At 69.7% G+C, this 22,520-nt stretch carries 22 protein-coding genes and 1 pseudogene; 11 read left to right on the top strand and 12 right to left on the bottom strand.

Annotated elements, in window-relative coordinates; translation table 11 throughout:
- Positions 1-106 precede the first annotated feature (106 nt).
- The 5 genes from ACFVM3_RS28975 to ACFVM3_RS28955 all read left to right on the top strand — a co-directional run bounded on the left by ACFVM3_RS28975 (position 107) and on the right by ACFVM3_RS28955 (position 5,856).
- Entirely contained in the window at positions 107-1,192 is a 1,086-nt protein-coding gene (locus tag ACFVM3_RS28975; protein WP_378443133.1) for an outer membrane lipoprotein carrier protein LolA, read from the top strand.
- A complete protein-coding gene (locus ACFVM3_RS28970; protein WP_378443132.1) occupies positions 1,189-2,184 on the top strand; it encodes an ABC transporter ATP-binding protein in 996 nt (331 codons plus the stop codon). The genes ACFVM3_RS28975 and ACFVM3_RS28970 overlap by 4 nt, the downstream gene beginning before the upstream one ends.
- Complete coding sequence (locus ACFVM3_RS28965) at positions 2,181-3,059, top strand: ABC transporter permease (RefSeq protein WP_378443131.1); 879 nt, start codon at positions 2,181-2,183, stop codon at positions 3,057-3,059. Before ACFVM3_RS28970 ends, ACFVM3_RS28965 begins: the two co-directional genes overlap by 4 nt.
- A 148-nt stretch (positions 3,060-3,207) precedes the next feature.
- A complete protein-coding gene (locus ACFVM3_RS28960; RefSeq protein ID WP_378443130.1) occupies positions 3,208-4,779 on the top strand; it encodes an alanine/glycine:cation symporter family protein in 1,572 nt (523 codons plus the stop codon).
- A gap of 177 nt (positions 4,780-4,956) precedes the next feature.
- Positions 4,957-5,856 (top strand): universal stress protein, encoded by a 900-nt coding sequence (locus ACFVM3_RS28955; protein WP_378443129.1) that lies wholly within the window; start codon positions 4,957-4,959, stop codon positions 5,854-5,856.
- On the opposite strand, the gene ACFVM3_RS28950 is transcribed toward ACFVM3_RS28955, so the two are convergent.
- The 3 genes from ACFVM3_RS28950 to ACFVM3_RS28940 form a co-directional block, all read right to left on the bottom strand.
- The gene (locus ACFVM3_RS28950; RefSeq protein WP_378443128.1) at positions 5,818-6,867 is read right to left on the bottom strand and encodes an ABC transporter ATP-binding protein; all 1,050 of its coding nucleotides are present in this window, start codon (positions 6,865-6,867) and stop codon (positions 5,818-5,820) included. The genes ACFVM3_RS28955 and ACFVM3_RS28950 overlap by 39 nt on opposite strands.
- Positions 6,867-8,444, bottom strand: coding sequence for an ABC transporter permease (locus tag ACFVM3_RS28945; protein ID WP_378443141.1), 1,578 nt, complete (start codon positions 8,442-8,444; stop codon positions 6,867-6,869). Before ACFVM3_RS28945 ends, ACFVM3_RS28950 begins: the two co-directional genes overlap by 1 nt.
- A gap of 221 nt (positions 8,445-8,665) precedes the next feature.
- Entirely contained in the window at positions 8,666-9,718 is a 1,053-nt protein-coding gene (locus ACFVM3_RS28940; RefSeq protein WP_378443127.1) for a thiamine ABC transporter substrate binding subunit, read from the bottom strand.
- Positions 9,719-9,795: 77 nt separating this feature from the next.
- On the opposite strand from ACFVM3_RS28940, the gene ACFVM3_RS28935 reads away from it, so the two are divergent.
- Positions 9,796-10,086 carry a 4a-hydroxytetrahydrobiopterin dehydratase gene (locus ACFVM3_RS28935; protein WP_257484417.1) on the top strand — a complete coding sequence of 97 codons (291 nt, stop codon included), beginning with the start codon at positions 9,796-9,798 and terminating at the stop codon, positions 10,084-10,086.
- A gap of 377 nt (positions 10,087-10,463) precedes the next feature.
- On the opposite strand, the gene ACFVM3_RS28930 is transcribed toward ACFVM3_RS28935, so the two are convergent.
- The 3 genes from ACFVM3_RS28930 to ACFVM3_RS28920 are packed head-to-tail and all read right to left on the bottom strand — an operon-like array spanning position 10,464 to position 11,400.
- Complete coding sequence (locus tag ACFVM3_RS28930; protein WP_378443140.1) at positions 10,464-10,802, bottom strand: winged helix-turn-helix transcriptional regulator; 339 nt, start codon at positions 10,800-10,802, stop codon at positions 10,464-10,466.
- Positions 10,803-10,819: 17 nt separating this feature from the next.
- Positions 10,820-11,200, bottom strand: coding sequence for a type II toxin-antitoxin system death-on-curing family toxin (locus tag ACFVM3_RS28925; protein ID WP_378443126.1), 381 nt, complete (start codon positions 11,198-11,200; stop codon positions 10,820-10,822).
- Positions 11,197-11,400 carry a hypothetical protein gene (locus ACFVM3_RS28920; protein WP_016337139.1) on the bottom strand — a complete coding sequence of 68 codons (204 nt, stop codon included), beginning with the start codon at positions 11,398-11,400 and terminating at the stop codon, positions 11,197-11,199. The genes ACFVM3_RS28925 and ACFVM3_RS28920 overlap by 4 nt, the downstream gene beginning before the upstream one ends.
- 286 nt (positions 11,401-11,686) lie before the next feature.
- Here ACFVM3_RS28920 and ACFVM3_RS28915 point away from each other — a divergent pair, with 286 nt between their 5' ends.
- Positions 11,687-12,061: a hypothetical protein gene (locus ACFVM3_RS28915; protein ID WP_378443125.1), complete on the top strand. Its 375-nt coding sequence runs from the start codon at positions 11,687-11,689 to the stop codon at positions 12,059-12,061.
- Positions 12,062-12,152: 91 nt separating this feature from the next.
- Complete coding sequence (locus tag ACFVM3_RS28910; protein ID WP_378443124.1) at positions 12,153-13,514, top strand: M20/M25/M40 family metallo-hydrolase; 1,362 nt, start codon at positions 12,153-12,155, stop codon at positions 13,512-13,514.
- Between the two features lie 47 nt (positions 13,515-13,561).
- Here ACFVM3_RS28910 and ACFVM3_RS28905 read toward each other — a convergent pair whose 3' ends face one another.
- The 5 genes and pseudogenes from ACFVM3_RS28905 to ACFVM3_RS28885 all read right to left on the bottom strand — a co-directional run bounded on the left by ACFVM3_RS28905 (position 13,562) and on the right by ACFVM3_RS28885 (position 18,613).
- The gene (locus ACFVM3_RS28905) at positions 13,562-14,623 is read right to left on the bottom strand and encodes an ankyrin repeat domain-containing protein (RefSeq protein WP_378443123.1); all 1,062 of its coding nucleotides are present in this window, start codon (positions 14,621-14,623) and stop codon (positions 13,562-13,564) included.
- An 11-nt stretch (positions 14,624-14,634) separates the two neighbouring features.
- Entirely contained in the window at positions 14,635-15,516 is an 882-nt protein-coding gene (locus ACFVM3_RS28900; RefSeq protein ID WP_378443122.1) for a hypothetical protein, read from the bottom strand.
- Positions 15,513-17,470: pseudogene (locus tag ACFVM3_RS28895) on the bottom strand (DUF6357 family protein). The gene ACFVM3_RS28900 and the pseudogene ACFVM3_RS28895 overlap by 4 nt, the downstream one beginning before the upstream one ends.
- Positions 17,471-17,502: 32 nt before the next feature.
- Entirely contained in the window at positions 17,503-17,985 is a 483-nt protein-coding gene (locus ACFVM3_RS28890; protein WP_378443121.1) for a hypothetical protein, read from the bottom strand.
- A 349-nt stretch (positions 17,986-18,334) separates the two neighbouring features.
- A complete protein-coding gene (locus tag ACFVM3_RS28885) occupies positions 18,335-18,613 on the bottom strand; it encodes a hypothetical protein (protein ID WP_378443120.1) in 279 nt (92 codons plus the stop codon).
- 138 nt (positions 18,614-18,751) lie between these two features.
- Between ACFVM3_RS28885 and ACFVM3_RS28880 the strand changes: the two genes are divergently transcribed.
- A complete protein-coding gene (locus ACFVM3_RS28880; RefSeq protein WP_378443119.1) occupies positions 18,752-19,312 on the top strand; it encodes a DUF4303 domain-containing protein in 561 nt (186 codons plus the stop codon).
- Here the strand turns inward: ACFVM3_RS28880 and ychF are convergent.
- The gene (gene ychF, locus ACFVM3_RS28875; protein ID WP_378443118.1) at positions 19,302-20,384 is read right to left on the bottom strand and encodes a redox-regulated ATPase YchF; all 1,083 of its coding nucleotides are present in this window, start codon (positions 20,382-20,384) and stop codon (positions 19,302-19,304) included. The genes ACFVM3_RS28880 and ychF overlap by 11 nt on opposite strands.
- Positions 20,385-20,489: 105 nt before the next feature.
- Here ychF and ACFVM3_RS28870 point away from each other — a divergent pair, with 105 nt between their 5' ends.
- Together ACFVM3_RS28870 and ACFVM3_RS28865 are read left to right on the top strand one after the other, a co-directional pair.
- Entirely contained in the window at positions 20,490-21,947 is a 1,458-nt protein-coding gene (locus tag ACFVM3_RS28870; RefSeq protein ID WP_378443117.1) for a DNA-3-methyladenine glycosylase 2 family protein, read from the top strand.
- Positions 21,947-22,447: a methylated-DNA--[protein]-cysteine S-methyltransferase gene (locus ACFVM3_RS28865; RefSeq protein ID WP_378443139.1), complete on the top strand. Its 501-nt coding sequence runs from the start codon at positions 21,947-21,949 to the stop codon at positions 22,445-22,447. Before ACFVM3_RS28870 ends, ACFVM3_RS28865 begins: the two co-directional genes overlap by 1 nt.
- Positions 22,448-22,520 lie beyond the last annotated feature (73 nt).

Raw genomic sequence — 22,520 nt, 5'->3', positions numbered from 1 at the left:
ATCTCAGCTCGGGCGGCGGAGTCTGAGTGGTGTCTCAGCGTTTCCGGGGAAGCGTTGTCGCCAAGACCCGAGCACACTGGGGTTCGGGGAAACAGGGAGAGACAGCATGGATCCGAAGAGGAAGGCCATCACCGCGGCGGTGGTGGGGACGGCTCTCGGCGTCGGCGGGCTCGTCGTCGTCGCGATGCCGGCCACCGCGGGCGACGCGCCCGTCTTGCCGCAGATCAGTGCCGAAGAGCTGGTGCAGTCGACGCTCAACGCGAAGCCGTCGGCGTTCGACGGCAGGGTCAAGGTCAGCAACGACCTCGGCCTGCCGCAGGTCGGCGGCGCCCTGCCCGGTGTCTCGGCGCTCGACGTCGACTCGGCGCAGGTTTCGACCGACGGCGCGGGCAAGAGCAAGATCTCGCTCACCGAGGGCTCGAGCCAGCAGACCATCGTCCGGAACGGCCAGACCGTCTGGGAGTACAACTCCAAGGACAACTCGGCCACCAAGATCACCGTCCCGGCCGAGCTGGCCAAGGAGCACCAGGACAAGGCCGAGGCCGTCGACCCGGCCACGGTCGCCTCGGAACTGCTCGGCAAGGTGCGCGAGAGCAGCACGATCGCCGTCGACGGGACGGCCTCGGTGGCGAACCGGGCCGCGTACGAACTGGTGCTGACCCCGAAGCCGACCGAGCGGACCCTCCTGCGCGAGATCCGCGTCGCGATCGACGACCAGACCCGGATGCCGCTGCGGGTCACGGTGCTGGCCAACGGCTCGTCCGCCCCGGCGTTCGAGGCTTCGTTCAGCGAGATCAACTTCGCGAACCAGCCCGCGTCGAACTTCGAGTTCACCCCGCCCAAGGGCGCGAAGGTGACCGAGAAGGCCGCCGAGGTCGACCCGAAGAACCGTGAGCTTGCCGAGCAGGCGAAGTCCGAGATCAAGGTCGTCGGCGACGGCTGGGACACCGCGATCACCGGCAAGATCCCGGCCGACGCGCTGGCGAAGGCCGGCGAGGCCAAGGACGAGCAGGGCCGCCAGGTCGACCCGAAGGCGTTGCTTTCGCGGTTCGCCAAGCCGGTCAGCGGTGCCTGGGGCAGCGGCTGGCTGGTGACCACCAAGGTCGGCAGCGGCGTGCTGACCGACGACGGCCGCTACGCCGTCGGCGCGGTGCCGGAGCAGGTTCTCTTCGAGGCCTTGGCCGCGAAGTGACCACCACGTTCGAAGCCGGAGCGGACGCTTCCCAGGAGGCGTCCGCTCCGGCGGTACCCATGGCGGCCCGCACCAGGGGCCTGCGCAAGGTCTACGGCCGCACGGTGGCCGTGGACCACGTCGATCTCGACGTTCCCGAAGGCGCCGTGCTGGGGATGCTCGGCCCCAACGGTTCGGGCAAGACGACGACCATCCGGATGCTGCTCGGTCTCGTGCGGCCTACCGAGGGCGAGGTCCAACTCTTCGGCAAACGGATGCCCGACGAGGCGGCGCACGCGCTGCCCGACGTCGGCGCGCTCGTCGAAGGGCCGGGTTTCCACCCTTTTCTTTCCGGGCGGGAGAACCTGCTGCGTGTGGCCGCGGCCGAACCGCGGCTGGCCACGGCGGGGATCCCCGGGGCGGTCGACACGGCCCTTGAGCGCGTCGGCCTGACCGGCGCCGCCACCCGGCGCTACAAGGGCTATTCGCTGGGGATGAAGCAGCGGATGGGCCTGGCGAGCGCGCTGCTCGTGCCGAGGCGGATGGTCGTGCTCGACGAGCCGACGAACGGCCTCGACCCGGCGGGCACCAGGGAGATCCGGCGGATCATCGGCGAACTGCACGCCGACGGTGTCACCGTGCTGGTGTCGTCGCATCTGCTGGCCGAGGTCGAGGCGACCTGCACGCACGTCGCGGTGCTCCAGTCCGGGAACGTGATCGCCCAGGGCGAGCTCTCCGAACTGCTGGAGTCGGGGAACGCGGCGCTGCTGGTGCGGACGCCGGACGCCGAACTCGCGGTGGAGACGTTGCGGGAGAACAGGATCGGCAGCAGGCTCACGCCGGACGGCGTCCGCGTCGACCTGACCGCCGCCGAAGCCCCCGACGTGCTGCGTCATCTGGTGACCGCCGGGGTGGCCGTGCACGAGGCGGCGAGGGCGCGGACCGGACTCGAAGACCTGTTCGCCCGGCTGACCCAGCCGGAGTCCACTGTAGACGGTGAGGGGGAGTCGTGACCCACGCTCTGGCCGCGGCACCCGCGGCACGGACCGGGCAGGACAGTGTCGGGCTGCTCCGGCTGTACCGCGCCGAACTCCGCTGGATCTTCCGGCGGCCCCGCACGCTCGCCGTACTGGGCCTGCTCGCGTTGATCCCGGTGATCATCGGGGTCGCGCTGACGCTCGTCGACCCGGCGGAGACGAGCGGCGGCGGCGGCGACGGTGACGGGGCGCTGCTCGCGTCCGCGGTCAGCAACGGATTCATCCTGCCGGTCGCCGCGCTCACCATGACGCTGGGGCTGCTGCTCCCGCTCGCCTCGGCGATGGCCGGGGCGGACGCGATCGCCGGCGAGGCGGCCCACGGGACGCTGCGCGGCTGGCTGGTCGCACCGGTCGGCAGGGGCAGGCTGCTCGCGATCAAGGCGTTCGGCGTCGCGACGGTTTCGACGATCGCCGTACTGGCCATGACGTTCACCGGTTTCGTCACCGGCCTGGTCATCAGCGGCACCGACTCGATGTTCACCCTGACCGGGTCCACGCTGAGCGTCTGGGACGCGCTGGGCCGCGTCCTGCTCGTGGCCGCGTGGGTGGTGCTGCAGCTGTGGGCGGTCGGCGCGGTCGCGCTCGCGATCTCGGCGTTCACCGAACATCCGATGCTGGTCGTCGCCTCGGTGCTGGCCGGGACTATCGTGTTCACCATCCTCGGCTTCCTGGACGCGGTGTCATGGCTGCATCCGTTCCTGCTCAACGAGAACTGGACGCAGGCGCCCGCGTCGGTGCTGATGGACCCGGTGGACACCGCGATGCTCGGCGAAGGCGCGCTGCGCGCCGCCTGCTACATCGCCATCGGCCTCTCGATCGCCTACGCCCGTCTCACGACACGAGACGGCTGAAGGATCCATGACCGCCGCGCTCAGTTGAGCGCGGCGGTCGAGCGGAAACCGGGTCAACCTTAAGGGAACCCTGTCAGCAGGTAACGAACCACGGACTAATCAGCCGCACCCTTGTGCACTCGGTCCGGTTTGTGTCGACTTGTCCCCCATGTTCCCGACAACGTGGTCCCTGCCACATCCCCAGTCCGCATCCGACCAGGTGCTCGCCGCGGAAAGTGGCATGCTTTCGGGGATCGAGAACACGATCAACAGCGTGTTCAAGCCGATCTCCGACGCACTGTCCGGATTCGTGTTCGCCGAGGTCACCGTCTTCGGCGTCACCTTCCCCTGGATCGTCGCCTGGCTGGTCGTCGCCGCGGCCGCCTTCACCGTCTACTTCGGCTTCGTCCAGTTCCGGGCCTTCCGCCTCGCCACCCGGATCGCCCGTGGCCAGTTCACCCGGCCCGACGAGCCGGGCGAGATCTCCCACTTCCAGGCCCTCAGCTCGGCCCTGTCCGGCACGGTCGGCCTCGGCAATATCGCCGGTGTCGGCGTCGCGGTCACCATCGGCGGAGCCGGTGCCACCTTCTGGATGATCATCTGCGGTCTCCTGGGCATGTGCACCAAGTTCGTCGAGTGCACGCTCGGGGTGAAGTACCGCGAGGTGCACACCGACGGGACCGTTTCCGGCGGTCCGATGCACTATCTGCGCCGAGGCATCGCCGAACGCTTCCCCACCGCGGGCGGACGCACCCTCGGCAAGGTCCTCGCGGCGGGCGCGGCGGTGATGATCCTGTTCTTCGGCATCGCCGGCGGCAACATGTTCCAGGCCAACCAGAGCTTCGCCCAGCTGCGCAATGTCACCGGCGGTGACGACGGCTTGCTCGGTGGCGACGGCGCGGCCCTGATCTTCGGGATAGTGCTCGCCGTCTTCGTCGGCCTCGTGATCGTCGGCGGTATCAAGTCCATCGGCGCGGTCACCAGCAAGCTCGTGCCCACCATGGGCGTCGTCTACGTGGTCGCCTGCCTGGTCGTCATCGGCGCCAACATCACCTCGGTGCCCGCCGCCTTCGGCGAGATCGTCAGCGGCGCCTTCGCTCCCGAAGGCGTGGCCGGTGGCGCCATCGGCGCGCTGATCGTGGGCTTCCAGCGTGCGGCGTTCTCCAACGAGGCCGGCCTGGGCTCCGCGCCCATCGCGCACTCCGCGGTGCGGACCAAGCACCCGATCACCGAGGGTTACGTGGCTCTTCTCGAGCCGTTCGTCGATACCGTGATCGTGTGCACGATGACCGCGCTGACGGTCATCATCGCCAAAACCCAGTTCTGGACCGACGCCAAGGCCACCGTGGCCGCGGGCGGCCCCACCCCGGACGGGGTGACGGTCACCTCCGAATCGTTCGCCAGCGCGCTGCCTTGGTTCCCCTACGTGCTCACCGTGGCCGTGGTGCTCTTCGCCGTGTCCACCATCATCACGTGGGGTTACTACGGACAGAAGGCCTGGACCTACCTGTTCGGGAAGAGCGTGCTCAGTGAGCGGCTCTACCACGTGGTGTTCTGCCTCTTCGTGGTGGTGGGATCGGTGCTCACCCTCGGCAGTGTCCTGGACTTCGCCGACGCCGTGCTGTTCCTGCTCGCGCTGTTCAACATCATCGGGCTCTACCTGCTCGCCCCGATCGTCAAACGGGAAATGACCGAGTACCGCCAGCGCCGCCGTGAGGGGGAGGTCGTCCGCGTCAAGTGACCCGCGGGTGCGTGAGGCCTTGTCCGGCCTCACGCACCGCGAAGCGGGCACCAGTTTCGGCGCCCGCCACTCCGGGTATTTGGTCCCGACGACCCGAGCCGTCCGGATCTGCCGCCGGCGCCGCGCGAAGGCACATAGTCGTGCCGACGCACTGTCCGAGGTAAGGAGCGAATCGTCGTGAACGAACAAGCGGGCAGGCCCGTGGTCGCCGGGGTCGACGGAAACGCGTCCTCGCTACTGGCGGTCCGCTGGGCGGCGGCGGAAGCGCGTCGCCGAGGGGCCGGACTCCGGCTGGTACTCGCGTTCGACAAGGACTCCCTGGAGTATCCACAACCCTTGCCGACGCGCGAAGAGCTCGCGGAAATGGCGGAGATGCGAGGACACCGCCTGCTCCGCGAGGCCGAAGACGTGGCACGGAAGGTGGAACCTTCCCTGCAGGTCGCCCTGGACCTGCGCCACGAGAAGCCGGCGCAGGCGTTGCTGGCGATGTCGGAGGACGCCGGCCTGCTGGTGCTCGGCCCGGAACAGATCCGTCCGCTGGGCAGGCTGCTGGTCGGCTCGGTGTCGATCGCCCTCGCGGCGCACGCGAAGTGCCCGGTCGCGGTGGTGCGCTCTCACGTAGCCGAGGACGACCCGCCCACGGAAGGCCCGGTCGTGGTCGGTGTCGACGGCTCGCACACCAGCGATGCCGCGCTGGCACTCGCCTTCGAACAGGCTTCAACGCGCGACGCGCCGCTGGTCTCGGTCCACACCTGGAACGACGTCCTCCCGTCGGCACTGTTCGACGAAACAGAGTGGACGTACAACGCCAGCGACATCGAGGAGCGCGAGAGCGAAGTGCTGGCCGAGCGGCTCGCCGGCTGGCAAGGCCAGTATCCGAACGTCTCGGTCGAGCGCGTCGTCACCCGAGGGAAGCCGACTGAAGTGTTGCTCGGATACGCCGACCGTGCCCAGCTCCTCGTGGTCGGTACCCGGGGACGGGGCGGATTCGCCGGGATGCTGCTCGGGTCGACCAGCCAGCAGGTGCTTTCGTACGCGCTATGCCCGGTCATCGTCGCCCGTTCCCCCGAGCGTTAGCGGGAGCCGGGCGACGCCGTCCGGGTCCAGGGCGAGCCGCACAGTGTCGCCAGGACGCAGATCGGCCGTCACCGGCGCGACCGCGTCCACAGTGGACAGATCGCCGCCGGGGGCGACCACGAGCCGCACGTGCTCCCGCCGGTGCACCACGGCGACGACCTCGCCCTCGACACCCTCCGGGGCGACCCGCAGACCGTGCGGCCTCAGGCCCAGCCGCACCGCGCCGTCCTCGACGTCGGGCAGCGCGACCTCGCCGAGCGCGGTTCGCACCGTCCCGCCCGACGCCTCGCCGTCGACGAAGGTGGTCACGCCGAGGAACCGCGCCACGTCCTCGTCCACCGGCTGCCGCCAGACGCGGCGCACCGCGCCCTCCTGCCGGATCTCACCGTCGTCGAGCACGGCGACCCGGTCGGCGAGCGTGAACGCCTCCTCCTGATCGTGCGTGACCAGCAGCGCGGTGATCTTGTTGCGCCGCAACAGGGCCGCGAGGTCGATCGCCAGCTGTTCCCGCAGCCCGGCGTCCAAACCGGACAGTGGCTCGTCCAGCAGCAGCAACCGCGGTTCCGGCGCCAGCGCGCGGGCCAGCGCCACCCGCTGTGCCTGTCCTCCGGACAGCTCGGTCACCCTCCGCCGCTCGTAACCGGCCAGTCCGACCAGATCGAGCAGCGCCCGGATCCGCTCGGCGTGCTCGGCGCGGGGGACGTCGTGCATCCGCAGCCCGAACGCGATGTTGGCGGCGACGTCCTTGTGCGGGAACAGCTGCCCGTCCTGGAACACCAGCCCGAACTCCCGCCGGTGCACCGGGACACCGGAGAGGTCCTCGCCGTCCCACCGCACGGTGCCCGACGTCAGCGGCTCCAGACCGGTGATCGCCCGCAGCAGTGTCGACTTCCCCGAACCGGACGGGCCGAGCAGCGCCAGCACCTCGCCGTCGGCGATGTCCAGCCCAGCGCTCTTCACGGCCGCGAAGGATCCATAGTGGACGGTCAGATCCCGTACCGACAGCGACACTAGAACTCCCCTACCGAATTCTGCCCGCGGACCGCGCCGAACCGGTCGATCAGCACCACCGCCACCACGGTCACGATCATGAGCAGCGCGCAGGCCGCGTAGGCCATTTGGTTGTTCAGCTCCCCCGGCCGCGAAATCAGCGTCGCGACGGCGACCGGCAACGTCGGCGCGTCCGGCCTGGCCAGGAAGCTCGTCGCGCCGAACTCGCCGAGCGCGACCACGTAACCGAAGCCCGCCGCCGCGACCAGGGAACGCGCCGTCAGCGGGAGATCGATCTCCCGCCACACCCGGCCGGGGCTCGCGCCGAGCGTCGACGCGGCCTGCCGCAGCCGGACGTCGACCGACCTCAGCACCGGCAGCACCATCCGCACGATCAGCGGGATGATCACCAGCGCCTGCGCGAGCGGCACCAGCAGCGGAGACGTCCGCAGGTCGCCGGGGAGCGCGTCGAGCGTGACGAGATAACCGAAACCGACGGTCACCGCGGACACGCCCAGCGGCAGCATGAGCGCGGCGTCCATCGTCTCGCCCATCCCCCTGGCCAGCCTGCCCGGCGTGCGGCGCAACGCCACCAGCACGACCGAGGCCAGTACGCCGACGATCATGGCGAGCGTCGTCGCGTCGAACGCCGTCCGCAGCGACATCGACGCCGCGTCCCAGCCGGAAACCTGAAGGGCGCCACGGGAGCCCTGCCCGGCGAGCGCCGCGTATCCGGCGAGGCTCCAACCGTCCGAAGTGGACACGGACTCGACCAGCAGCGCCACGATCGGCGTCATCAGGAGCGCGACCACCGCGAGCCCGGCGAACACCGCCCACCACTCGCCACCCCTCGGCCGCCGCGCGGTCTCGCTCCGCGAACGCAGCCGCACCGCGTTCTCCCGGCGCCGCCTCGCCAGCGCGCCGACGGCCAGCGCGGCGACGACGGCGGCGAACTGCACCAGCGACAACGCGGCCGCGCCGGAGAGGTCGAGCAGGTCGACCGTGCGCAGGTAGATCTCGGTCTCCAGGGTGCGGTACTTCGCCCCGCCGAGGATGAGCACGACCCCGAAACTGGTGGCGCAGAACAGGAACACCACCGCGGCCGAAGACGCGACGGCCGGGGCGAGCGCGGGCAGCGTCACCGAGCGGAAGGCGCGCCACGGCGACGCGCCGAGTGCCCGCGCCGCGTCCACGGTGCGCGGATCGAGATGGCTCCACAGCCCCGAGACCGTGCGCGCGACGACGGCGACGTTGAAGAAGGCGTTGGCCAGCACCAGTGGCAGCAGCCCGCCGTCGGGCCAGAGCGCACGGAACGCCAGGCCGACCACGACGGTCGGCAACACGAACGGCACCAGCACGAGCGTCCGGACAAGCGCGACACCCGGCAGCCGCACCCGCGCGAGCAGGAACGCGACCGGCAGGCCCGCCAGCACCGCCACGATCGTCGAAACCCCGGCACTGGCGACGGTGAATCCGGCGAGTTTCCAGGTCAGCGGGTCACCGATGGCCGTGCCGACCCCGCCGGAGCCGAATCCGCGCGCGACGATCGCCGCGACCGGCCAGGCGAAGAACACCACGAGGAATCCGAGCGGCAGCACGGCGAGCGCGGCCAGCCCGGCTCCACGGAAGGTCAGCCTGGTCGAACTCGGCCGCCTTCCAAGGCGCGCTTTCGGATTTCCGCAGCCGGGCCGCGGCATCGGCTGGTCACTCACCTGGCCGTGTCAGCGGCCCGTCTCCGCAAATCCGAGGCCTCCGGCCGAAGAACGACGCGCGCGCGTATCGTCGCGCGGTCTACCGGCATCAGTTCACGAGGCACGCCCTAACCTTCCACTAGCGTGCGCCACTGGGCGATCCACTGCTCGCGCCCGGCCTGGATCTTGGCCGGTTCGAGCGTCTTCGGCTGCTGCGGCTGCGGCGCGGCCTGTGCCCAGCCCTGCGGGAGCTCGACACCCTGACGGGCCGGGTACACGTACATGTTGCTCGCCACCGTCACCTGGAACTGCTGGGACAGCAGGAAGTCCACGACCTTGCGGGCCTTCTCGACCTGCTTGCCGCCCTTCAGCACCCCCGCGTACTCGACCTGGCGGTAGCAGGTGTCCAGCAGTGCCTTCGTGCGCGGCTTGCCGTCGTCACCGATCTCGGCGGCGGGCGAAGAGGCGTAGGAGACGACGATCGGGCGCGGGCCCTTGCCCGAGGAACCGGAGAACTCCTTGGAGTAGGCCTCTTCCCAGCCGCTGACCGTCTTGAGCCCGTTGGCCTTCAGCTGCGTCCAGTACCCCTGCCAGCCCTGCTCGCCGAACTGGGCGACGGTGCCGAGCAGGAACGCCAGGCCGGGCGACGACGTCGCGGGGCTCGCGGTGACCATCAGGTCCTTGTACTTGGCGTCGGCCAGGTCCGCGAACGACTTCGGCTCCGGGATCCCCTTGTCCGCGAAGTACCGGGTGTCGATGTTGACGCAGACGTCGCCGAGGTCGACCGCGGAGAGCCGGTGCTCGGGGTCGATGGAGTAGCGCTGTGGGCCGCGATCGGCCTCCGGGCTGGTGTACTGCTCGAAAACGCCCTCGGTGAGCGCGCGCGAGGCGAACGTCGAATCGATGCCGTACGCGACGTCCCCGATCGGGTTCGCCTTGGTCAGCACCAGTTTGTTGGTCAGCGCGCCCGCGTCCCCCTGCTTGAGCACGGAGATCTTGATCCCGGACTGCCGCTCGAACGCGTCGAGGACCTCCTGGGGGGCGAGCCACGAGTCGTGTGTCACGAGCGTGACCGTCGCCGGCGCCTGCGGGTCGTTCCCCGTGTTCCCGGAGAGCGAGCAGCCCGCGACGAGGGCGGCCACCGTGCCAGCCGCAACGACCGTGCGGAGGGCGCGTTTCATCTAGCCTCCTGCGTTCTTCAAGGGGGGGGACCCGTGGCAAAAGTGCAGCGTAGCCGACGGCGTACCACCATGGAGTCATGGCGGAAATCTTGAACGACCAGCAGGCCGACGAGGCCGTGACCAAGCTCTCCGGGTGGACCCGCGACGGCGTGACGATCGAGCGCACGGCGAAGCTGCCGAGCTTCCCGAAAGCCATCGAGGCGGTGGACAAGGTGGCCGAACTGGCGGAGGCGGCCGACCACCATCCCGATATCGACATCCGCTGGCGGACGGTGACGTTCCGGCTCAGCACCCACTCCGCCGGCGGGCTGACGGAGAAGGACTTCTCGCTCGCGTCGCAGATCGACGGGGTACTCGACGGCATGTGACGTCCGCTACGACCGCGCCACAACTCCGCTTCTCGGACGTCACCCCGGTAGGGACACAACGAGAAAGGACGAGTGATGACGCAAGCGATCGTGGTGGGGTTCTCGGCGTTCGGCGCGATGGTGGCGGCCGCCGCCGGCGTGCTCTGGTACACGGCGCGCGAACGGCATCACCAGCACGACCAGTGACGTTGGTCACACCGGCGTCGGCGAGGTAACGCGGAGTCTGATCAACGCGCTGTTCCGGGCGGACCTGTCGCTTCTCTCCCCCGGGGAACCGCCGTGAACAACGCCTCCATCACCGCCGCCCAGCGCGCCTGGGTGACCACGTTCGCCGCCGCCATCACGCTGCTGACGATCGTCGTGCTCGGCCTGCTCGGCTAGCCCGAGTAGGCCTCGCGGGCGGCGACCAGCTCCGGAAGGTGCTTCGCCGCCCATTCACGGCATGCCTCCATCGGCTCGAACAACGTCCGGCCTAGTGGGGTGAGCTCGTATTCCACCCGCGGCGGCGTCTCGTCGTACGCCGTCCGCGTGATCATGCCGTCGCGCTCCAGAGCCCTCAGTGTCTCCGTGAGGACCTTCGGCGTGACTCCCCTCAAGGGCACCCGCAGCTCGGAGAACCGGCGCGGCCCTTCTTCCAGGCACTGCACGACCAGGCCCGCCCATTTGTCGCCGATCCGGAACGGGGTCAGGTTCGACGGGCAGCCGGGCGCGAACATGTCGGGACTCAGCGGCTTCACCCGTCCGAAGTTACCCTCGCCCACGCCGACAGCCCGGCCGCGGCTTCGGTATAGGTGCGCGAGCCGACGGACATCGCGATCACCAGGTCATAGGCGTCGTCTTCCGGCGCGTCGAGGTCGTACCCGTTCAGCCCGTAGAAGACGAACGTCGCCATCCAGGCCAGGCGCTTGTTGCCATCGATGAGCGCGTGGTTACGCGCCAGCGACTCCAGAAGTACCGCCGCTTTCTCGTGCAGCGTCGGATACGCGTCCCGGCCCATCAGCGAAGCCAGCGGCCGGTGCGCGGCGGAGTCGAGCAGCCCGAGATCCCGGATCTCGGGCACCCGGAGGTCTTCCGCGAGTGCGAGGAGGTCTTCGACGGTGAGGTACTCGGTCACTGGGCGAGACGGTCGAGCAGAGCGGCGTAGCGCTCCCGGCCGTCCTTCGACAGCGCCCGGACACGATCGTCACGGACGCGGCGCGCGGCCGCCTCGGTGATGGCGCGGACGGTCGCCTCGTGCTTGCTCACGCCGTCGGCCTCGGCCAGCAGGGCGAGGGCGCGCTCCTGCTCGTCGTTCAACCTCAGAGTCATGGCCATCCGTCGATGATACCACTCTGGTAGCACGCCTTCGCGCCGGATGGTTTCCGTGATCCACCTCCACCTGACCCCGGACTTCCGGCTCGGCACGTTCGGGCACCCCTGGGCGTAGACGATCGGCGTGTTCGGCGAAGACCGGTGACCGAGATTTCGGCCGAACCCGCCCTGATCCTCGGCAAGCCGCTACGCGGATCCGCGTAGGCCCGATTGCCGCTTCCGGGCCGACGCCCCGAGCGGCCGCGGGCAGGACTCTTCAGTGGTCTTGAAATCCAGTGAGGAGCTCGCCATGAACCGTTCCACCGCCGCCGTCGCCAACGCCTTCTTCCTCTTCGTCGGCGTCGCGGGCCTGCTGATCCAGATCGCTTCGGGGGTCCCCGGTTTCCCGGACATCCCGCCCGGCCCGTTCATTCTCGGCGTGTCCGGGATCCTCGTGCTGACGTTGGCCGCCAAGTACCGGTGGATCCTCTTCCTCGGCGTCGCCGCGCCGGTGTTCATCCTCGTCGGCGCCCTGCTCGAAGGCTCGTTCTGGGTACGGCTCGCCGACGTCGGCGACTTCGGGCCCTTCGTCGGGACCGTGCTGCTGATCGGCGGGGTGCTCGCCGCGGCGATCTCGGGTGTCGTCGCCGTCTCGCACGCCTACCGCCGGGTGGCCGTCCGCTGAACCGGAAAAAGGGGACGATCGGAGGTTGCCCTGGCGGCCTCGTGACTCTTAGCTACTCGAACGAGTTTCTTCGAGAAGTGAGGGGTGTTCCATGGCAGGTCTGCGCAGACGTGAGGTGCTCGCGGGCGCGGTGGCACTGGCGGGCGCGGCGACGATCGGGCTGAACCCCGGCACCGCCGCCGCGGCCACGCAGCAACGTCCTGGCGCGCAGTTCCCGCCGTCGCTGGAGTTCGGCGACTACCCGGTGGTCGCGCGAGTGCGGTCGCGGCGGGCACTGGAGCACCTGCGGGTGCTCAGCGACAAGATCGGTCCCCGGATCGCCGGTACCGAAGGCGAACTGCGAGCCAAGGACTACATCGCGAAGGTGCTTCGGGACCTGCGCTACCAGGTCACGCTGCAGCCGTTCCCGATCGCCGACAAGTTCCTGGGCGGCCTGTCGATCGGGCGGGACAGCTGGCAGACCGGTTCGTCGCCGCAGGGCCTGCAGGACGTCACGCGCGAGGCCGTCGTCGTCGACGCCGGTGACGGCAGCACGCTGCCCGACGATCTGACCGGCAAGATCGTGCTGATCGCCGCCGTGGCCAACAAGGCCGACGCGTACCTGATGGCCGCGCAGCGCGGAGCGGACGCCGTGCTGCTCGGCCGGATCGGCGCCGACCCGGCACGCAAGCTGTCGGCGTTCTCCCCGACGCTGGCCACCCCGGTCACCATTCCGGTGCTCGGCCTGGCCCAGGTACAGGTGGAGCGCCTGCGCGAACGGCTCGCCAAGGGTTCGGTCACGGTGAAGGCGACGGCCACCCACCACAAGAACCTGACGTCGTACAACGTCATCGCCGAGCGGCCTGCCACGTTCCCCGGCAAGGACGACGGCGTGGTCATGGTGACCGCGCACTACGACAGCGTCCCCGGCTCCCCCGGCGCCAACGACGACGGCAGCGGCACCGTGCTGTGCCTGGAGCTGGCGCGTGTCCTGCGGTACCTGCCGACGAACAAGACGCTGCGGTTCGCGCTGTGGGGCTCGGAGGAGTACGGGCTGATCGGTTCGCGGCACTACGTCAAGAACCTGTCCGACCAGGAGGCGAAGCGGATCGCGGGCTGCTTCCAGAACGACATGGTCGCCACCAGCTGGGACCCGGCGATCACCTACTGGCTGCTTTCGGTCGACGGCGCCGACAACGCCACGACCGCCGCCGTCAACGCCGCCGCCAAGCGGCTCGGCTACGACCCGCGGGTCAAGGGCCCGGTGGCGCGCGGTTCGAGCGACCACGTGCCGTTCTTCGAGCGCGGGATCGCTTCCGGCAACTTCAGCTGGCGTGGCGAATCCGGTCCGGCGCTGCTGGAGCCGACGTACCACACGCCGGAAGACACCATCAAGGACAACGTCTCCCTTGAGCGGCTTCAGGTTTCGCTGGAGCTGATCGGCTCGGCGGCCTACAGCCTGCTGCGGAAGTAGCGGCCGTGCCGGGTGTCCCCGAACCCATCGGGGACACCCGGCCGTCCTCAGCGTGAGTAGTCCACCGCGCCCAAGGCGATCGGGGCCGGGTTCTTCGCGACCCAGGCGACGGCTAGTTCGCTCAAGCGATCGAGGTGACCGTCCGCGCCGCGACCCGTTCTGACCTGCTTGACGATCTCCTTGGCCTCTAGGAGTTCTTCTTCGCCGAGAGGCTCGCCCTGCGCCAGGAAACCCGGGAACGCGTCGGCCATCGCACGATAAGCGCGGTCCCAGTTCGCCCCGCCGTTCCGGAACATCTCGTCGGCGATCCGGCCGGTGACGCGGATGGCCTCGCACTGCACTGTCGCGCCCGCACCGCTCGACGGCACGAGAAGCTCCCAGAGCGCTTTGTGCCGCTCCTGCCAGGATCCTTCGGGAACGACGATCGGCGAAACCCCGTCGTGCTTCGACCGCCGGGCGACGGGCTCGACCCCGAAGATCCGGTACAGCTCGCTGAGCGCGGCGTCGGTCTCTTCGAGGAAGTCGCGGTTGAAGGTCTCGCGGTGGAACTCGAAACCGCTACCGATCCGCTCGACCTTCCGGCACATCTCGGGCGTGATGCTCGCCCCGCGTTCGAGCAGCAGCTTCGCGATCTCGGCAGACTCGCGGAGGTAGGCGTTCTCCGTACTGATCAGGCAGCACATCAGCAAGGTGTTGCCGCGCCTGTCGACGACCTCGGTCGAGGCCCCGTGCTCGATCAGGACTCGCGCCGCCTCGACCCTCAGCCTGCCCACAGCGGACTGAAGCGGCGTTTGCCGGGAGGTGTCGGCCGCATCGATGTCCGCACCGAGTGAGAGCAGCAAGGGAATCTGCTTCGGGAGCCCACGGGAAGCCCGCGTATGAAGGGGTGTCTTGCCGTAGCTGTCCGGGGTGTCGACGGCGAGCCCCTGCTCGCTCAGCCAGACGACGAGCTCGTCCGGGCATTCCGGGAAGCCGATGGCGGTCCCTTTGGCATAACCGCCCCGCGCGTCGATCTCGCATTTGCCGAAGACGGCTTTCAGCTCCTCCAGCGGGGCCGAGGTCAACATCTCCTGGAAATCCTTGGGAAGAGTCTTCCGCTTCCGTGCCATCGTGCTTCTCCTCAGTCGAACTTCGGGCGCAGTTGTTCGCGCATCTGCCGGAAGTTCTTTGGCTTCACAGCCCAGCGCTCCTCGTCGGTGTCCTCGAAGGTCACCTCGTGCTTCCCGGCCGTCCGGTCGTATTGCACGAGGATCGTCACCGGCAGCCGCTCACCCAGGTACGCGTTCACCGCCGCTTCGATACTCGACCACTTGCAGGACACGGGCGTGATGACGTCCCCGGGCGAGTACGCGTACCCGTACACACTGCGAAACCCTTCGCCGAACTCCAGGATCATCGCCAGCGATTCCCAGCCGTCCACCGATTCCGGCAGGTCCGCGGCTTCGACCAGCGATCCGATGAGATCGACGGCGGCGTCGTCCGGCACTGTTCCCTCCTTCGCTCGCTGCAGGTCGAGGAACTTCCGCATGACTTCGGAGACCTCCGGTTCCTCGTCCGCCCGCGAGATGTCGGCGTCGTCGATGGTGAACCGCCGCAACAGTTCGAGGGCGGCGTCGCTGACGAGGAGGTCGACGACCGTTTCGAGCACGAAGTCCTCGCCGCCCTCCTCCGTGCCGGTGGGGACGAGCCGCTCCCAGTCACGGGGAAGGCCGAGGTGGCTGTGGAACATGTCGAACTGTTCTTCGGTGGTCACCACCACCTCGCCGAGCTCGTAGCCGGTGAGCGGCGATTCCCTCAGCGCGTCGGCGAGCCTGCCGGTGACGATCCAGTACCCGCTCGTCGTGACGATGTCGTCGCCGAGCCAGCCGGCGAACTCGTAGTGCAGCGGGCCGACCAGTGGTTCGGCCCCGCGCCGCGGGTCGTGGTCGATACCGGGGCCGAGGCCCCCGGCGACCTCGGGTTCGAAACGGTGGTACCCGGAACGATCTCCTGATGTGATCATGACCAGCGCTCGAGTTCGGCGTCGATACGCGGATCCGTGCGGACCCACACCTCACCGTCGGCGGCTCCCGGCGGAGTGTCCACGCGCTCGAGCCCGAGCGTCCGGACCAACGTCAGAAGCTCGTCCCGCTCCGCACCCGCGTCCTCGACGGAGTAGCTGTCGAACAGGACGTAGTGCACATCCCAGCGGTCGTTGTACCCGGAGTCGGCCCAGATCTTGCAGAAGCCTTCCACCAGCTCCCGGTCGAACGGCGCGGCCTGCTCCGGCTCGCGCGCCGCGGCGAAACCCCTCGCGATGTCTTCGGCACCCCACCAGGCCACGGCTTCGGCGACCGCGGCCGGGGTGAAGTCCTCCGGCGAGAGGAAGCCCTCCAGCAGCCAACCGGCTCCGGTGTCCTCGACGCCCAGCTCTTCCTCCTGCAAACGGGACACCAGCCCGTCCGCCATCGCGCAGGGACCGGAGAAGGTGAAGATGCCGGCGGCGGCCACGAGGGTGCCGCCGTCAGGGTGTGAGACGTTGAGCGTGGTGTCCGTCTCCGGCACGTCCTTCACGAGAGCGAGAAGGTCCGCCGGTACGCCGTCGTAGAGCGCCGCCTGCGCCTGCGGATCCTCGGAGAAGTTGAGGTCGCCGGTGTGATCGAAGGTCACCACGAGACCGCGGCCCTCGGCGGTGAACCAGGCGTTGACGGTGTCGCCTCCGCCGTTTCCGAAGCCGAAGTGCGTGACCCCGTCGACCGTCGACGGCTCGTGCCCGTCGATGCGGGTCAGGACGTCCAGCCGATGGCGCAGTTCGCGGGGATGGATCCGCCGGAGCATCGACTCGTCGAACCGGGAGCGGAGCCGGGCACGCTCGAAGGCAGCGACGTCGGGCCACCAGAGACCGCTGTGGTCGAGGGCGCTGAAACCGCCGCGGACGAAGTTGGCCACCTGGGTCCGGTAGTCGCCGCGGTTGGTGACGAGGCGGTACTCGATCCGCGAGGCCTGCGCTCCTTTGACCCGGCAGATGGTGCCGGAGTCGAACACGAGCAACAGCGCCTCTTCGTTCTCCTCGTCCTCGACGCGGAAGGACGCGTTGTCGGCGGCGCGGTGCCGGTCGACGAACTCCTGGAACGCGTCGGACGCGGATCGAGCGTCGCCAGGGGCCCACTTCCGCTCGTTGTCCTTGGCGTCACGGAAGGTCAGAGGTCTCATCGTCATCCTTGCTTTCTGGCCTGGTCGGCGGCTTCGGAGCACTTCAGGAAGCTCACCGTGCGCACCGCGTCGTCGGCGAGGTCCGGGAAGGCGCGGCGAACCGCGAGCTGGACCTTCTCCTCGATTCGCCGCCAGTCACGCTGATTCACGCCGTGCTCATCCCTTCGGCGGTCGCGGTGGATCCGCATCCCGGCGCACGCCCGTTCCGCGATGGCGATCACCCGCAGCACCTCGGGAAGCAGGCCGGGATCGACGGCGCCCGGATCCCGGACCGCCTTCCCGCCGTACGGGTGGCGGCCCGTGTACTTGAGGAGCGCCTCGTCGAGCGGGGCCGGCCGGGCGGGAACACGGTTCGCGTCGTACTCGACGACGAGCGACCAATCGGACCACGCGCTCGCGGAGCGCAGCGCGTCGAAGATCCGGCCCCGTTCGAGCAGCTCGACGTCCGCGCCCTGAGCGACGAGCCGGCGTTCGTCCCAGCGGATGTCCCGGAAGAACGACTCGACGTCGGCGGGAACGCCGAAGAGGATCGGGTCCAGCAACGCGACCGCCGCCGGCTCGTCGAGAGGCCCCCGGGTCCCGGCCGCCTCGCACAGCGGCAGGATCGCGCTCCACAGCAGCAGATACCGGGTCAGGTCCTCCCGGATCACCTCGAGGTGGGCCTCGGTGACCGGGAAGGCGAACGTGCGAGGGTCGTGGTTGGCGTTGGCTCCGGCGTCGAGTTCGAGCCTGAGCTCACCGGCCTCGCGGATCACTCGCGGCATCCAGGGGCTCGCGTGGGAGAAGAGGACCTCGGTCATGACGCCCAGCCGCGGGCGACCTGGCCGAGGACGTCGACGATGCCGCGGGAAACGACCTCCAGCTGACTGCGGCTGCCGATGATCGGCCGAGGGTAGGGCGGATTCGGATCGGGCTCACCCTGCCGCTCGCCGTTCGCGAGTACCGCCAGGCGGCACTCCTGGGAGTTGAGTCCCCGTCCGAGCCGCACCACCAGGCCGCACACGACGGCTCCCGCGGCGACCTCCACGGTGAACGACCGATGGCGTGGGCCCGTCGATATTCGCGAGACCTCGGCTCCGGCCGCGCGATACGCCTGCATGAACTCGCTCGCGGGGAGTGCGGCGTACGCGCCAGTGGCGGTGAGCAGGGAGTCTTCGTCGTAGGTACCCGTCGCCTCGGCCGCCCAGTCACGCTGGGCGTCGCACCAGCGGTACCAGTTCGCCGCGAAGTCCGTGCGCGCCAGTGCATGGGCGAGCGGTGAAAGGGCGGGGCTCGTCATGCGGTTCATCCTCGGTCCGTGGCGGCGTGCTCGAATGGCCGCATGAAGAAGACGAAACGCGGGCCTCTGCGGTTCCTCGTGATCGCGCGCACGGCACCCGGCCGCCACCCGCACCCCATGGAGGTGGCGCTGCACCCGGCAGGCGCCGCTTCACGTGTCTCGATCTCGGTGGGCCCGCATCCCGTGAACGCGGGCGGGCAGGTCGCGCTCTCCCAGGTGCTCGACGAGTCCCGGACCGGGCTCAGTCCGAACTGGACGGAGGAGTTCGACGAGGCCGACCTGCACTGGGTGGTGCCGTACCTGGTCCGCCTCCAGGGCGGGGAGGACACGACGGACGAGATCGTGGCGCCTACACGGCGCGGCACGGCAAGGCACCGGCGACGATGTTCCAGGAGCGCTGGCCCGTTTCCTCGTAGGCAACGGCCTCGGTCCCCACCTCATGCGAGCCCGCCGCGTGGCGATCGATCGCGAGCGCCTCGTCGCGGTCGGCATAGTCAAGAGTGCCAACGATTTCTCCGCCGCGTTCTGCCTGCTGGAAACAGACCGAGCGGCCGGTGAACTCGACGAACCGGTCGCCGCTGTCGTTGATGTCGACGACGACGTGCTCGGCATCGTCGTTGTCGAGCAAGGCGGCGAAACCCCTCGACGGAGATGTCGTCTTCGATCTGGGCACCCCAACGCTCGATGAACCAGACCTCGCGATCAGCACCCGTGCTCTTACCTCCGTGGAGGATCCATTCGAGGAGCGAACGGCGACAATGGAGCCATGGATCTTGAACTCCGCGCGTGGGCACGCGACTGGTCTGATCGGCTCAGGTCGGCGCTCGAGCAGGCCATCACCGCGGTCGCAGGACAGCTGCCGTCGGACGACGTGGCCGGCGTCGGCATCGCGACCGACGCCGACGCCACGTCGATCGTCGCCTTCGCGCACTCGCGGCGACATCTCGACGAGATGATCGCCGAGGACCCGGAGTTCGCCATCGACGCGAAATGGCACCTCGGCGAGTGGGACCTGGACATCCGCGGGGCCGAGGGGATCGACGATCCGCTGGAGCCGATCCGCGCCGAAGCGGAACGGGCGATGCGACGCTGCACCGATTCGGACCTTCGCGAGTTCCGGAGGACGGTCTGGGACTCGATCGCACAGGCGTTGACGGCTTCGGCCGCCGCCGGGTTCTTCGAGCGGTGGCCGAACGCGGTTCGGGTCTTCCTGCCACTCGACGCCGACGTCTCGGAAGCCGACATCGCACAGTGGAACGCCGCGTTGAACGATCAGGCAGGCACCGCGGAGTTCCGGGAGTTCTTGCAGGTCGACGTCAGACGTTGAAGCGGAACTCCACGACGTCCCCGTCGGCCATGACGTAGTCCTTGCCCTCCATGCGCACCTTGCCGGCGGACCGCGCGGCCGCCATGGAGCCGTGCTCGATCAGATCGGCGAAGGACACGACCTCGGCCTTGATGAAGCCGCGCTCGAAGTCGGTGTGGATGACGCCCGCGGCCTGCGGGGCGGTCGCGCCCTGCGGGATCGTCCAGGCGCGCGACTCCTTGGGGCCCGCGGTCAGGTACGTCTGGAGACCGAGGGTGTGGAAGCCGGCGCGCGCCAGCGAGTAGAGGCCGGGCTCGTGCTGGCCGACGGACTCCAGCAGCTCGCGCACGGACTCCTCGTCGTCCAGTTCGAGCAGTTCGGCCTCGACCTTGGCGTCGAGGAACACCGCGTCGGCCGGGGCGACCAGTTTGGCCAGCTCCTCGCGGCGCGACTCGTCGGTGAGGATGCCCTCGTCGGCGTTGAAGACGTAGAGGAACGGCTTCGTGGTGAGCAGGCTCAGCTCGCGCAGGGCCTCGAAGTCGACCTCCTTCTGCGCCTGGAAGAGGGTCCGCCCGGCGTCGAGGATCTCCTTCGCCTTCTGGGCGTTGTCGAGCGCGGGCTTGTTCTCCTTCTTCGTCCGCGCTTCCTTCTCCAGCCGCGGCAGCGCCTTCTCCAGGGTCTGCAGGTCGGCGAGGATCAGCTCGGTGTTGATCGTCTCGATGTCGCTGCCCGGGTCGATGCGGCCGTCGACGTGGATCACGTCCGGGTCGTCGAACACGCGGATGACCTGGCAGATCGCGTTGGCCTCGCGGATGTTCGCGAGGAACTTGTTGCCGAGGCCCGCGCCCTCGGAGGCGCCCTTCACGATGCCCGCGATGTCCACAAAGGACACGACGGCGGGCACGGTCCGCTCGGAGCCGAAGACCTCGGCGAGTTTGTCCAGCCGCGGATCCGGCAGCGGGACGACGCCGACGTTGGGCTCGATCGTGGCGAACGGGTAGTTCGCCGCGAGCACGTCGTTGCGGGTCAGCGCGTTGAACAGGGTGGACTTGCCGACGTTGGGCAGGCCGACGATGCCGAGGGTGAGACTCACGGGCCAGAAGTCTACGTGCCGCCCGCCGCCCCATCCGCCGAGGCCTTGATCGCCGTGTCGGATTTCCGCCAGCCGCTCCCCCGACCTGGTGGCACGATCGATGTCATGACCGAGCAGACCTTGGCCGAACGGGCCGTGTGGCGCGACGCCGAACGGTGTTACCGCGCCGTCGCCGCCCGTGATTCCCGGTTCGACGGCCAGTTCATCATGGCCGTCGCCACCACCGGGATCTACTGCCGCCCGTCCTGTCCCGCGTCGACGCCGAAGCAGCAGAACGTCCGCTTCTACCCGACGTCGGCGGCCGCGCAGGCCAACGGCTTCCGTGCCTGCCGCCGCTGCCTGCCCGACGCCGTCCCCGGCTCCCCGGACTGGGACATCCGGGCCGACCTCGCCGCACGGGCGATGCGGCTGATCTCGGACGGGACCGTCGAACGCGACGGCGTCCCCGGGCTCGCGCGGCGGCTCGGCTATTCCGAACGGCAGCTCGGCCGGGTCCTCACCGCGGAGCTCGGTGCCGGACCGCTGGCGCTGGCGAGGGCCCACCGGGCGCACTCGGCGCGGCTGCTGATCGAGATGTCCGGCCTCCCGCTGACCGACGTCGCGTTCGCCGCGGGCTTCTCCAGCGTCCGCCAGTTCAACGAGACGATCCGCGAGGTCTTCGCGACGACGCCTTCGCAGCTTCGCGCCGCGAGCCTGCGCCGTCGTAAGGCCGAGGAGTTGCCGACCGGGACACGGTTGAGCCTGCGGCTGCCGTTCCGCAAGCCGTTCGACGCGGGCGGGGTGCTGGACTTCCTGGCCTGCCAGGCGATCCCCGGCGTCGAGCACGTGACGCGCGACGATTCCGGAGTGACCGGTTACGGGCGCACGCTGCGGCTCGCGCACGGCCCCGGCGTCGTGTGGCTGACGGCGAAGGACGACCACGTCCGCTGCGACCTGCGGCTCTCCGACCTGCGTGACCTGAGCAGCGCGGTGGCCAGGGTGCGGCGGCTGCTCGACCTCGACGCCGACCCCGAGGCGGTCGCACGGGTCCTCGGGGCCGACCCCGCCCTCGCGCCGCTGGTCGAGGCGATCCCCGGCATCCGGGTGCCCGGTGCTGTCGACGGAGACGAGCTCGTGCTGCGCGCGCTGCTGTCCCGCGCCGAGGCGGCCGCGCTCGCCGACGAACTCGGTGAACGCCTGCCCAGCTGCGACGAGTCGCTGGAAGGGCTGACCACGCTGTTCCCGACGGCGGCCCAGGTCGCCGAACACGGCCCGGAACGCGTGGCCGCGGTGGCCCGCGCGCTGGCGGACGGGGTGGCGGTCCACGTCGGCCGCGATCCCGCGGAGCTGCGGGCGGAACTTCTGGACGTCCCGGGCATCGGGCCGGGGACCGCGGACTACGTCCTGATGCGCGTGCTGGGCGCGCCGGACGTCTTGCTGACCGGTGATCCGGCGCTGCGCCGGGGAGCCGCGGCGCTGGGCATCACGGACGACGAAACGACGCTGGCCGAACGCGGACGGGCCTGGCAGCCCTGGTCCTCGTACGCCGGCATGTACTTGTGGCGAGCCGAAAAGGGAGAATGATGAGCATCGCGTACTGGTCCACGATGGACACCGAAATCGGCCCGTTCACCGCCGTGGTGGCGGGTGACGGGGCCGTGCTCGCCTCGGGCTGGACCGGCGACGTCGGCGAACTGACGCCGCTGATCTCGCCTTCCCTCGCCCCCGGCGAAGTGAAGCAGCGACGGGACCTCGGCCCGGTGAGCACCGCGATCCGCCGCTACCACGACGGCGACCTGGACGCGGTCGCCGACGTCGAGGTGCGGCAGCGGTCCGGCGCGTTCCGGGAGCACGCTTGGGAAATCCTGCGGAAGGTGCCCGCTGGCGAGCCGGTCAGCTATGCGGAATACGCGGCGCTGGCGGGGAATCCGGCGGCAGTGCGGGCGGCCGCGTCGGCGTGCGCGAAGAACGCCGCGGCGTTGTTCGTGCCGTGCCACCGGGTGGTGCGGACCGGCGGCGGCGTGGGGAACTTCCGGTGGGGTGTCCCGGCGAAGCAGTGGCTGCTGACGCACGAAGCCGCCTGAACCGGCACCACGGGATGCCATGAAAGGTCCTTTCCTTGCAAATTTTGCAAGGAAAGGACCTTTCATGGCGCGG

It is taken from the genome of Amycolatopsis sp. NPDC057786 (genome assembly GCF_042797905.1).
Taxonomy (GTDB): Bacteria; Actinomycetota; Actinomycetes; order Mycobacteriales; family Pseudonocardiaceae; genus Amycolatopsis.
The sequence above is the reverse complement of the archived record's forward strand: the minus strand, read 5'-3'. Positions and strand labels throughout refer to the sequence as shown.